This is a genomic window from Bradyrhizobium embrapense (assembly GCF_001189235.2).
GTDB classification, from domain to species: domain Bacteria; phylum Pseudomonadota; class Alphaproteobacteria; order Rhizobiales; family Xanthobacteraceae; genus Bradyrhizobium; species Bradyrhizobium embrapense.
Window position 1 is genome coordinate 327,848 of sequence record NZ_LFIP02000006.1, and the last position, 11,652, is coordinate 339,499.

Sequence of the window (11,652 nt, forward strand, 5' to 3'; positions counted from 1 at the left end):
CACGGCACGCACTTTCCATTTCCAGAACGACGGGATCGAATTGCGAGAACGAGGCTTTCCTCGATCATCCTTCCCGGGGCTACCCCTCTCCCCACCCTCTGCCGCAAGGGGAGAGGGAGCCTGACTAACGTGCTCACCTTACGTTGTTCTAAAGCGCGATGAGATTGAGTTGAATCGTCATCGCGCTTTAGCTCCTTGTTTAAGCATGATCTTTTCGGAAAACCGTTTCACACTTTTCCGGATCATGCTCTAGCGGCGCATATCTACGCACTGCGAAAATCCGTCGCGCTTGCCTCGCGAGGCACGGCATAAATCTTGCTGCAATTTCGATTGTTTGAAATTCATTATCTTGCGAACCCAGCCCGCTTTCCCGGGCATCTGGATCTGGCGGATGCGCTGTCTCGTCGTCGCCGACTTGCACTATTCATTGCCGCAGTTCGACTGGCTGCTGGCGGCCGCTCCGCAATTCGATCTGGTGATCTTCGCCGGCGATGCACTCAACCTCGGCTCGGCGGTCGATTACCGCGCCCAGATCGTCGTCGTGACGAAATACCTCGCGCGGCTCGCCGGCCTCACGCGCGTGATCTTCTGCTCGGGCAATCATGACCTCGACGAGCGCAACGCGGAGGGCGAGAAGGTCGCGCGATGGGTGGCCGCGGTCAGGGAGTTCGGCATCGCCTGCGACGGTGACAATCTGACCATCGGCGACACGCTGTTCACGGTGTGCCCGTGGTGGGACGGCCCGATGGTCAAGGCGCGGATCGACGACCAGCTGCGCGAGGCGGCCGCCATCCCGCACCGCCGCTGGGTCTGGGTGCATCATGCCCCGCCGGCGGATTCGCCGATCAGTTGGGGCGGCAAGCGCTTCTTCGGCGACGTCGAGCTGTTGCACTGGATCGAGCGTCACCATCCGGCGATGGTGATCTCGGGCCATGTGCATCAATCGCCGTTCATCCCGAACGGCTCGTGGTTCGACCGGATCGGCGCCACCTGGGTGTTCAATACCGGGCTGCAACCCGGCCGGCCGCCGGTCTACATCGTGCTCGATCTCACCCAGGAGAAGGCGTTCTGGCTAGGCGCCGGCGACGCCCAGATCGTCGATCTCAACGCCCCCCTGCACCGGCCGGCAACGCCGCTCAGCGAGGCGCCGGACTGGCTCACATCCTTGGATCGGATTGCCGATCCGAGCCTGGCGCGACCTGCATCGGCGGCAGGTTGATCATGTTTTGCAGCACTTCGCTGACCATCGCCAGATGGGTGCCGTGATCGGCATATTGATGCATCAGGTCGGCAAGATAGGTCGTGGCGACATGCAGCCGCTGCGCCAGCAATTGCGCGATCAGCAGCGCCACCGCGGGCTGCTCCCGCAGGAACGACGCCGCATCGTCGAATTCGTACAGCACGCAGTCGGACGCCGCGCGCACCTTCGCGCTGTGCGGCTTGTCGAGCAGAACGCTCATCTCGCCGAACACCGCGCCGGGCTCGTCGATCACGGCGACCAGATTATCGCCCTTCACGACTTCCACCTTGCCCTCGAGCAGCACGAACAGGTGACCCGTCTTGCCGCCCTCCGCGATGAACTCCGTGCCGGCCGGCAGACTGCGCCTGCTGCCGCCGGTGCAGTGCTCAAGGATCGCTCGCATGCTGTTTCATCTCCGTCTGCAGCCAGACTAGGCGGAGATGCGGCGGAGGTGAACGGGATTGGCCGGGCGGTGTGCCCAAATTGTCGGCAGCGCGGCGAGGGATGAGCGTGCTGCGAGCCTCAACTCACGTCGCACTCTCTCCTCCACCTCCAGTTAGGGACGCTCCGGCGGATGGGTTCCCTCCCCCCTTGCGGGGCAGGGTTAGGGAGAGGGTGCCACACGGCAAACTCTCTCCATTTGCAGCGCGATACGAGCGCGATTGCGAGCGCAGCGCTCTCGTCAATCATCTCGCCCGGGGCTCACCCCTCTCCCCACCCTCCCCCGCAAGGGGGAAGGGAGCCTGAGAGTGTGCTCACCTCACAGGAAAGCGCGAGCCAATGCACGCTCGCACTCCGTGACATGCCGCCCTACTGCTTGATCTCCACCGTCTGGCGCTTGCCGGCGGCGATCGAGAACGGCTTTTCCGCCCTCTGGCCGTCGGCATAGATGGCGACCGCGACGTAGTCGCCGGCGCTGAGCGCAACGCTGGCGGCCGCGTCATAGTTCACCGAGACGCGCTTGCGCTCGTCGTTGATGTCGCGCTCGGCCCCCAGGATGTCGATCTCCTGGGCACCGTCGGCCGTGATCCCGACCACGCCGGCGTTGAGGTTGACGTTGATCCGGGTCGGCGCGCCGGACTTCACCTCCGCGCGCGCCGTACCCTTGGCCTCGCCGACCGTCACGACTACCTCGTAGCTGCCGCCGGGCAGATCGAACTTGGATTCGGCGTCGTAGTCCTGCGCGACCTTCTCGCCCTCGTCACCGTCGGCCTTCGCCGGCTGGTGCACGGCAACCACGAGGTCCTTCTCGACCTTGGGGCCGCCTTCGGCATAGGTGGTGGTGACGATCAGCTTGCCGACGTCGAGGGTGAGCTGGACGTTGCTGGAGTCGCCGGCGGCGACCGAAAACGGCTTGCTGGTCTTCGACTGCCCCTTGGTCAGGGTCAGCGTATAATTGCCGGCGGCGAGCACGAAACGCGGCACCGCGTCGTATTCCTGCGCGACCAGCCTGCCGCCCTTGTCGGAGACCTGCCAGACCACGTCGTCGACCTTGGCCGCGCCGCCGGCGACCGCGCCTTCGCTGGTGACGTAGCCGGCATCGAGGATGACATCGAGCATCGCGGGCTTTCCCTTCTCGACCTTGAGCGGAAACTCGCGCTTGAGCTGCCGGTAGCTCACTTCCACGATGTAGTCGCCGGGCGCGATGTTGTCGGCGAACGGCGCGCCGTAGAAGGTGTTGACATGCTCACCCTTCTCGTCACCGGCACGCTTGTAGATGCCCCAGTTGACGTCCTCGTCGCTGATCGGATCGAGCCCTTCGGCGAGCCGCGCCACGCCGCGGAGATTCTTGCCGAGATACGGATCGGCGGCCACGGGCTTCGGCGGCGCCTCGCTGGCGACTTTGGTGCCTTGCGTCGCCGCCACCGCCTTGGTCAGCGCGCCGGTCAGGCTCGCGGCGTTGCCGGCATCGAGATAGACGCCGCCGGTCGCGCGCGCGATGCATTGCAGCTGGCTCTTCGCCGCGGGATCGGCGACGTCGAGGCCGATGACATGGGCGGTGAAGCCGATGCCGGCCTTCTTCAGCTCGGCCGCGGCCGCGCATGGATCCGGCGCGCAGGTCTCGATCCCGTCGGAGACCAGGATCACGTTGGCCTTGTTCTCGGTCGAGTGCAGCGCCTCGGCAGCGGCACGCAGCGAATCCGAGATCGGCGTCTTGCCCTTCGGATTGATGCCGTCGATCGCGGCCTTGATCCGTGCGGAATCGAACTTGCTGAGCGGCACCATCAGCTCGATGTCCTTGCAGTCACCCTTCGAGCGATGGCCATAGACCATCACACCGAGACGATCGGCGGGATTCCATTTCGACAGGATCGCATCGACCGCCTGCCTTGCAGCGGAGATCTTGCTCTGCCCGTCGACCAGGCCCCACATCGAGCCGGACGCATCGAGCACGAGAATGGTGTCGGTCCCCTGCGCCTGCGCGCCTTGAGGTGACAGCAACGCCAGGCCAAGCGACAGCAGGCCGGCAACGAACGAACGGCGAAGAAACCTAGTCACGGATCGATCCTCGATGATGGAAACAATCAGAGGGCAAAGACGACTACGACGACGCGGCGTCCTGGCACTTGGACTATTGCGACAAGTGTTTGGACTGACGCGACACGCAGATGACAATTGGATTGTCTTCACATCTGCGATCATGACGGTTTGACGCGTTTTTTTCACGCGAATCGGTGCCCGCTTCGCCTGGAGGCGTCCTAATCGACGCCGCGGCGCGCCGCATCGAGCGCACCACCCAGCAGCTCGAGCGCCTTGACGCGCCGTCGCCGTGCAAGGCGCTCCTCGCCGACCTCGCGTTCATGCTCGCCGGCGATGAAGGCCTGGATGTCCGGCAATGGACGAATGACACCGCGGCTGCCCCACTGGCCATCCGGTATCTCGGTCGGAAACACCCAGACCTGCGGCGCAACGTCCTCGAACGAACCGCCGTCGGCGCGCACCACGGCATCGGTCACGTCCTTTACCAACGCCGCGCGCGAGGCCTCGGTGTACTGCCCCTCGGGCACCGTTGGCACGATGCGATAGCGCGGCGACGGCGACGGTGCGCCCGCCACGTAAACCGCGGCCGGCCGATGCAGGAACACGACGGTGACGCCTTGCGCCACCTTGTTGGCCGGGTCGAGCCCTCGTGGCCGATCAGGATATCGCCGAGCTCCTTGATCAGCCGCGCCTCCGCGTCCGGCTCTAGGGCTCCTTCGGGAATGGTGACGTCGATCATCGGCATTGAGGCCTCCTGTTGTTGCAACACGAGGTCTATCGGCAAGGCACTCCCCGCAACAGTGGCAGTATCGCCATTCTCGAGCAAATTCGGACACGGCTCGTCAGCTCGCAGGTGCCGTGCGCGCGGCACGCGCAAACCGGCGCTGGTACTCACGGGGCGAAAGCCCGGTCTCGCGCTTGAACAGGCGGCGAAAGGTCGACAGGTCGTTGTAGCCGACCCGCGCGCTGACGGCGTCGAGCTTCAGCCGCCTGGATTCGATCAGGCGCTTGGCTACGTCGACGCGCAGCGCCTGCAGATATTGCAGCGGCGCCTCGCCGACCGCGAGCTTGAAGCGGCGGTTCAAGGTACGCTCGCTGACCGACAGGTCGCGGGCCAGCCTCGCGAGGCTGAAGCCCCGTTGTAGCGACTTCTCCATCAGGCTCTGCGCCCGCGCCACCAGCGCATCGGAATGCTGCGTGTCGTGCGTGCGGCTGGCATAGGACGCCTGCGAGACGCGATTGCCGTCGATCAGCATTAGCTTGCCGGTCTCGGTAGCCAGATCGGCGCTGGCGAATTTCTCGACCAGCCGAAGCGCAAGATTGAGCGAAGTGGTCACCGCGCCCGAGCAGACGATCCGGTTCTGCTCGGTGAGGATCTCGGCGACGCGCAAATCCACCGCCGGATAGCGCATCGCGAAGGTCCGCCCCTTCGCCCAATGGGTGGTCGCGACCCTGCCGTCGAGCAGCCCTGCTTCGGCGAGGATGAAGCTGCCGGTGCAATAAGATGCGAGCAGGGTGCCGCGCTCATGCTGCCGCCGCAGCGCGGCGAGCAACGGCTCGACCGTATCGAGCCGCGCGAAGAAGCGCTCGATATCGCCGACGAACGGCCCGGGGATCACCACCGCATCCGCCGCAGACCGCGCGCTGATCGCTCCTTCGACGCCGATGATCTGGCCGGACGCGGTTTGCACCGGCCGGCCACTCAGCGACTCGATGCGCCAGCGCAGCTGCGACGGCTTGCCGTTACGGCCCGGCGGCCGCTGCGCCGCCACCGAATTGGCGGCCGTGAAGACATCGACGATCCCCGCAACGCCCGAAGCGAGGATGCCGTCATAGACCCAAATCCGGATGAGTGGCATGGCCGTGTCCGATCTTGCACAAAGTGGGGCAATTCTGCCATTGCGGGCGGAACACGGCAAGCAGCCGGCAGCGAGCTGCCGAAAGTGCCAGGCGATGACACCGCATGGTGTGACAACTTGAATCGAGAACCATTCTCATCGTCGTCCTCGCGAAAGCCAGGAGGACGACGGTGGTTGTGGCCGCTTACCGCCGCCTCACATCTCCCGCGCAAATCGGCGAAAGCCCGGCGCGCCGGTCAGCGCTTCGAATGCGGCGTCGCGCTTCTCCTCGGCGAAGGCAAAGCCGGCCTTGGCGTAGCAGCGCTCGGCCGGATCGTTGCCGATCAGGAACGAGATCGAGGCCCGCGAATAGTCGGCAGCCTTGCCGTCGGCGAGCGCACGGCCGATCAGCGCCTGCACCAGACCGCCGCCGCGATAGGATCCGAGGTTTGCGACGTGCTCGATCAGCCAGTCGCCCTCGCCGCCTTGAACCCAGCAATTGCGGGCATAGCCGCCGCGGGCGACGATGCCGTCGGCATCGGCACCGATCTCGGCCGCGACCTCCTCGATCGCCGCGCGTGCGGCGACGACCGTTCCGAATGCGGGCATGGCGCACAGCGCGGCAGCCGGCAGGCCGTCGACCTCAGCGATCAGGAAATGGGCGACATGGTACCAGGAGCGCACCCGCGCCACGGCGAGCCGCGCCATGAACGCGAGGCATTCATCCTCCGGCCGGTCGAGCGCGATGTCGAACCAGCCGCGCGGCAACGGGCCGCGCTGCGCCGCCAGCACGACGCGGGCAATGAAGCCGGCGTCGTCGGATCGTGCGGGACGGATCGAGGATCGTCCCGCATCACCCATCTCAGGTGTTCTTCAGCGCGACGCGGAATTCCGCCTCGGTCTTGGCCTTGACCTCGTCGAGCGTGACGCCGTCGGCGAGTTCGATCAGCGCCATGCCGTCCTTGCCGTGCTTGTCGATGGTGAATACCGCCAGATCCGTGACGACCATGTCGACCACGCGCTCGCCGGTCAGCGGCAGGTTGCACTGCTTGAGCAGCTTCGGCCCGTCCTTGGCGGAATGCTCCATCACGACGACGACGCGCTTGACGCCGGCGACGAGGTCCATGGCGCCGCCCATGCCCTTCACCATCTTGCCGGGAATCATCCAGTTGGCGAGGTCGCCGTTCTGCGCCACCTGCATGGCGCCGAGGATCGACAGGTCGATATGGCCGCCGCGCACCATGCCGAAGGAATCGGCCGAGGAGAAATAGCTGGTCGAAGGCAGCTCGCTCACGGTCTGCTTGCCGGCGTTGATGAGATCGGCGTCGACCTCGTCCTCGTAGGGGAACGGGCCCATGCCGAGCATGCCGTTCTCGCTCTGCAGGCTGACGTCGATACCCTCGGGGATGTAGTTCGAAACCAGCGTCGGGATGCCGATGCCGAGATTGACGTAATAGCCGTCGCGCAACTCCTTGGCGGCGCGGGCAGCCATCTGTTCACGGGTCCAGGCCATGAGGCTCTCCTGAAAAGGTGTGATTTAAGCAGCGGGCCGCGGACGGGTGTTGCGGAACTCGATCCGCTTCTTGCCGGTCCCGACCTCGATGATGCGTTTGACGAAGATGCCGGGTGTGTGGATGTGGTCCGGGTCGATCTCGCCGGCCGGCACCAGGTGCTCGACCTCGGCGACGGTGACCTTCGCGGCGGTCGCCATCATCGGGTTAAAGTTGCGCGCGGTCTTGCGGTAGACCAGGTTGCCGGCGGTGTCGCCCTTCCAGGCATGCACGATGGCGAGGTCGGCAAACAGGCCGCGTTCCATGATGTACTTCTCGCCGTCGAACTCCTTCACTTCCTTGCCTTCGGCGATCAGCGTGCCGACGCCCGTTTTTGTGTAGAAGGCCGGGATTCCGGCGCCGCCGGCGCGGATGCGCTCGGCCAGCGTGCCCTGCGGGTTGAACTCGAGCTCGAGTTCGCCGGCGAGGTATTGCTGGGCGAACAGCTTGTTCTCGCCGACATAGGACGAGATCATCTTCTTGATCTGGCGCGTCTCCAGGAGCCGGCTGAGGCCGATGCCGTCGACGCCGGCGTTGTTGGAGACGACGGTGAGGCCCTTGACGCCGGAATCGCGGATCGCGTCCGACAGGGTCTCGGCGATGCCGCAGAGGCCGAAGCCGCCCGACATGATCATGATGTTGTCCTTGAGGAGACCATCGAGTGCCGATTTGGCGTCGGGATAAACCTTGTTCATGCAGCGAATACCTGATGGAGGGCGCGAAACGGCTGTGTCAAAGCGGATTATTAGGCGAAATCTTCGCAATGCGTCAATCGCGGCCCGGTGCGGCGACGGGCGGCGGCCTGCAACGTCAACATGGCCTTGAAAGCGTCAAGAAAACCCTTCAAGTTGCGTGGGTTGGCAGGGCCTCCGGCGAGAGCCCGCTGTGCTCGACAACGACCCGACAAACCTCAACCGACCCGGATATGTCATTGACGATGGCCCAAGGAATTAAGCGCCTCGGGATGCCGATCGCGGCGCTTTTCGGCCTGGCGGTGGTCGGGCTGGTCGGAACGTCGTGGTTCCTCAACCGGGACGCGCTGCGGAGCGCGGTGGAGGCGCAGATCCGCGCGGTGACCGGGCTCGAGCTCGTCGTCAATGGCCCGATCGACGTTTCGGTGTTTCCGGGCAGCTATGTCTCCTTTCATGATGTCGGGCTGAAGGGCGCCGACACCACGGACCCGGCCTTGCAGGTCGACGTGCTGACCGCGAACCTGCGCCTGCTGCCGCTGTTGCTGCGGCGGTTCGAGATTGCCGACGTCATGATGCTCCGCCCGCATATCCATGTGGTTCGCGACAGCGCCGGCGAGAGCAACTGGACGCCGTTCGTCGAGACCATCGCCAAGGCGATGACGCCCGGCGCCGAGAACCAGGTGTCGTTCTCGGAGATCAGGATCCAGGACGGCGAGCTGAATTATGAGGACGGCACCAACCACATTTCCGAACAACTCGGCGATATCGACCTGTCGCTGGCCTGGCCCTCGATCTCGCGCTCGTTTGCCGCAACCGGCCAGTTCGACTGGCGCGGCGAACGCGTCGACGGCTCGATCAGCGCCAGCGATTTCGTCGCGCTGCTGTCGGGCGATCGCTCCGGCCTCAAGGCACGGCTGGCCAGCGCGCCGCTGAAGGTCGCGTTCGACGGAACCGTCGCCAACCGCACCAGCCTGATGATGGAAGGCACCGCCACCATGGACTCGCCGTCGCTGCGCAACGCGCTGCGTTGGATGGGACAGGCGCCGCCCGGCGGCGGCGGCGGCTTCGGCCGCTTCGCACTGAAGGCCCGCGCCAATGTGGTCGGCGGCTCGGTGGCGCTCACCAATGTCAATGTCGAGCTCGACGGCAATGTCGCCGAAGGCGTGATGACTTACGCCAATAACGGCCGGCAGACGCTGCAAGCGACGCTGGCCGCCGGCAATCTCGATTTCACGCCTTACATCTCGACGTTCCGCCTCCTGGCCAGCGGCCAGCGCGACTGGAACAGGCAGCTGTTCGACCTCTCCTCGCTGTCGTCGACCGATCTCGACATGCGCCTGTCGGCCGCCAAGGTGACGGTCGGCCCGTCCAAGCTCGGCCGCACCGCGTTCGGCGCCAATCTGCGCGGCGGCGCCCTCGCGCTCAGCGTCGGCGAGGCGCAGATGTATGGCGGCATCGCCAAGGGTTCGTTCGCGATCGCGCGCTCGGATGCGGTCGCCGACGTCAGGGCGCAATTCCAGTTCACCGATGTCGATCTGCAGGCCTGCGCCAGCGAACTGTTCGGCATCAACAAGTTGTCCGGCCGCGGCAACCTCAACGTCTCGCTGACGGCCTCCGGCTCGAGCCCGTTCGGGCTCGCGTCGTCGCTCGACGGCACCGCGACGCTGAACGGACACGACGGCGCGATCGCCGGCTTCAATGTCGAACAATTGCTGCGGCGGCTGGAGAAGCGGCCGCTGTCCGGCGGCGGCAATTTCCGCTCCGGCTCGACACCCTACGACAATCTCAGCGTCTCGGTGAAATTCGCCGACGGCGTCGCGACCGCCGACGACATCCATGTCGAGAGCCCCGCGGCGAAGATCACGCTGACCGGCACCGCCTCGGTGCCGTCGCGCGAATACGATCTCAAGGGCGTCGCCAGCCTGAACTCGGCGGCCGGCGGCGGCAATGGTTTCGATCTGCCCTTCGTGATTCAGGGCCCGTGGGACGATCCGCTGATCTTCCCCGATCCGGAAAGCCTGATCCGCCGCTCGCCGGCATCTGCGCCGCTGCTCGACGCGGTGAAGGATCGCAAGACCCGCGACGCGGTGCGCTCGGTAATCGAGCGCTTCACCGGCGGAGCCGCACGGCCCGCGGCCGCGCCCGATGCCGCGGCCGGCGCGCCCGGCAACGCACCGGCGACAGCGGCCGAGAATGCCAAGTCGAACTGACCCAAAGTCGAACCGATCGCTGTCGAACCGACCGATCCATTCACTTTCCGCATCAATGCAGCGGGACTGATCCACGCTTTCCAGCGAGCCCCCGACAGAAGTCGTCGACGCGGCACCTTTATCGGGTCACTTGCATGCGCTAGTGTTTTCTCCAACCGGTTAAAAAAGCCGGCCTCATGAGGGGAGAACAACGTGAGATCCAAGGTTATCGGTGCGCTATCAATTGCGGTCGCTGCGGTCGGCCTGTTCGCCGCAACTGCACCCGCTCTGGCCCAGGGCAAGACGATCACCGTCTGGTGGGGCAAGGGATTTTACAAGTCCGAAGACGACGCGCTGCTCGATACGATCAAGAAATTCGAAGCCAAGACCGGCATCAAGGTCGAACTGTCGCAATACGCGATCCAGGACATGATCCCGAAGACGGTGGCCGCGCTGGATTCCGGCACCGTGCCCGATGTCGCCTATTCCGACACCTACGATGTGCAGGCCCAGGGCAAGTGGGCCTTCGAGGGCAAGCTCGAGGACCTGTCCGACATCATGCTGCCGATGAAGGACGCCTTCGCGCCGAACACGCTGGAAGCCGCCCTGCTCTACAACGACGTCACCAAGAAGAAGTCCTATTACGGCTTCCCGCTGAAGCAGCAGAGCATGCACGTCCAGATCTGGGGCGACATGCTGGAGAAGGCCGGCTTCAAGGCCGCCGACATCCCGACCAAATGGGAGGATTACTGGACGTTCTGGTGCGACAAGGTGCAGCCGGCGATCCGCAAGGCGACCGGCCAGCGCATCTACGGCGTTGGCCAGCCGATGGGCGTGGAATCCACCGACTCGTTCCAGTCGTTCTACACCTTCATGGACGCCTACCACGTCAAGCTGGTCGACGACGACGGCAAGCTTCTGGTCGACGATCCCAAGGTGCGCGACGGCCTGATCCACGCGCTGAAGGACTACACCGACACCTACATCAAGGGCTGCACGCCGCCGTCCTCGACGACCTGGAAGGACCCGGACAACAATGTCGCGTTCCACAACAAGACGATCGTGATGACGCACAATTTCACGATCTCCATCGCGGCGAAGTGGTTCGAGGATTCCACCAACCCGGCGCTGACCGACGCGCAGCGCGCCGCCGGCAAGCAGGCCTACGAGCAGGACATCATCACGGCGTCGTTCCCCAAGGCGCCGGACGGCTCGACCATCAAGTACCGCTCCGACGTCAAGACCGGGCTGATCTTCGCCAACGCCAAGAACAAGGCGGAGGGCAAGCAGTTCATCGCGTTCCTGATGCAGGAAGACAATGTGCGGCCCTATGTCGAGGGCGCGCTCGGCCGCTGGTTCCCGGTGACCAAGGCCAGCCAGGCGAGCCCGTTCTGGCAGGCCGACCGGCATCGCAAGGCGGTGTGGAATCAGTTCACCGGCGGCACCGCGCCGTTCGACTTCACCAAGAACTGGAAGTTCACCATCCTGAACAACGAGAACGTCTGGGCCAAGGCCATGAACCGCGTCGTCAGCGAGAAGGTGCCGGTGGACAAGGCCGTCGATGAACTGATCGCCCGCATCAAGCAGGTCGCGGGGTGATCGTGACTCCCCCTCTCCCCGCTCTTCGCGGGGAGAGGGTCGGGGTGAGGGGCTCTATCCACG

At 65.1% G+C, this 11,652-nt stretch carries 10 protein-coding genes; 3 read left to right on the top strand and 7 right to left on the bottom strand.

Features of this window, described 5'->3' with window-relative positions; genetic code table 11:
• Positions 1–391 precede the first annotated feature (391 nt).
• Positions 392–1,219: a metallophosphoesterase family protein gene (locus AKN83_RS27015; protein WP_050404421.1), complete on the top strand. Its 828-nt coding sequence runs from the start codon at positions 392–394 to the stop codon at positions 1,217–1,219.
• Here the strand turns inward: AKN83_RS27015 and AKN83_RS27020 are convergent.
• The 7 genes from AKN83_RS27020 to AKN83_RS27050 all read right to left on the bottom strand — a co-directional run bounded on the left by AKN83_RS27020 (position 1,158) and on the right by AKN83_RS27050 (position 7,804).
• Complete coding sequence (locus AKN83_RS27020) at positions 1,158–1,643, bottom strand: Crp/Fnr family transcriptional regulator (RefSeq protein WP_050404362.1); 486 nt, start codon at positions 1,641–1,643, stop codon at positions 1,158–1,160. The two genes, AKN83_RS27015 and AKN83_RS27020, sit on opposite strands and share 62 nt — an antisense overlap.
• A 407-nt stretch (positions 1,644–2,050) precedes the next feature.
• A complete protein-coding gene (locus tag AKN83_RS27025; protein ID WP_050404361.1) occupies positions 2,051–3,739 on the bottom strand; it encodes a vWA domain-containing protein in 1,689 nt (562 codons plus the stop codon).
• Positions 3,740–3,939: 200 nt separating this feature from the next.
• Entirely contained in the window at positions 3,940–4,347 is a 408-nt protein-coding gene (locus tag AKN83_RS27030; RefSeq protein WP_244522110.1) for a tautomerase family protein, read from the bottom strand.
• A 216-nt stretch (positions 4,348–4,563) separates the two neighbouring features.
• Entirely contained in the window at positions 4,564–5,580 is a 1,017-nt protein-coding gene (locus AKN83_RS27035; protein ID WP_050404360.1) for a GlxA family transcriptional regulator, read from the bottom strand.
• 195 nt (positions 5,581–5,775) lie between these two features.
• A complete protein-coding gene (locus tag AKN83_RS27040; RefSeq protein ID WP_050404359.1) occupies positions 5,776–6,420 on the bottom strand; it encodes a GNAT family N-acetyltransferase in 645 nt (214 codons plus the stop codon).
• 1 nt (position 6,421) lies between these two features.
• Complete coding sequence (locus tag AKN83_RS27045; protein WP_050404358.1) at positions 6,422–7,072, bottom strand: 3-oxoacid CoA-transferase subunit B; 651 nt, start codon at positions 7,070–7,072, stop codon at positions 6,422–6,424.
• Between the two features lie 24 nt (positions 7,073–7,096).
• Positions 7,097–7,804 (bottom strand): CoA transferase subunit A, encoded by a 708-nt coding sequence (locus AKN83_RS27050; protein ID WP_050404357.1) that lies wholly within the window; start codon positions 7,802–7,804, stop codon positions 7,097–7,099.
• 242 nt (positions 7,805–8,046) lie between these two features.
• Here AKN83_RS27050 and AKN83_RS27055 point away from each other — a divergent pair, with 242 nt between their 5' ends.
• Complete coding sequence (locus tag AKN83_RS27055) at positions 8,047–10,011, top strand: AsmA family protein (RefSeq protein ID WP_050404420.1); 1,965 nt, start codon at positions 8,047–8,049, stop codon at positions 10,009–10,011.
• Between the two features lie 192 nt (positions 10,012–10,203).
• On the top strand, positions 10,204–11,589 hold the full coding sequence (locus AKN83_RS27060) for an ABC transporter substrate-binding protein (RefSeq protein WP_050404356.1): 1,386 nt from the start codon (positions 10,204–10,206) through the stop codon (positions 11,587–11,589).
• Positions 11,590–11,652: the final 63 nt, after the last annotated feature.

Coding starts and splice junctions, on each gene's coding strand:
- AKN83_RS27015 (WP_050404421.1), top strand. CDS start 392: ATGCGCTGTCTCGTCGTCGCCGACTTGCACTATTCATTGCCGCAGTTC.
- AKN83_RS27055 (WP_050404420.1), top strand. CDS start 8,047: ATGGCCCAAGGAATTAAGCGCCTCGGGATGCCGATCGCGGCGCTTTTC.
- AKN83_RS27050 (WP_050404357.1), bottom strand. CDS start 7,804: ATGAACAAGGTTTATCCCGACGCCAAATCGGCACTCGATGGTCTCCTC.
- AKN83_RS27035 (WP_050404360.1), bottom strand. CDS start 5,580: ATGCCACTCATCCGGATTTGGGTCTATGACGGCATCCTCGCTTCGGGC.
- AKN83_RS27020 (WP_050404362.1), bottom strand. CDS start 1,643: ATGCGAGCGATCCTTGAGCACTGCACCGGCGGCAGCAGGCGCAGTCTG.
- AKN83_RS27045 (WP_050404358.1), bottom strand. CDS start 7,072: ATGGCCTGGACCCGTGAACAGATGGCTGCCCGCGCCGCCAAGGAGTTG.
- AKN83_RS27040 (WP_050404359.1), bottom strand. CDS start 6,420: ATGGGTGATGCGGGACGATCCTCGATCCGTCCCGCACGATCCGACGAC.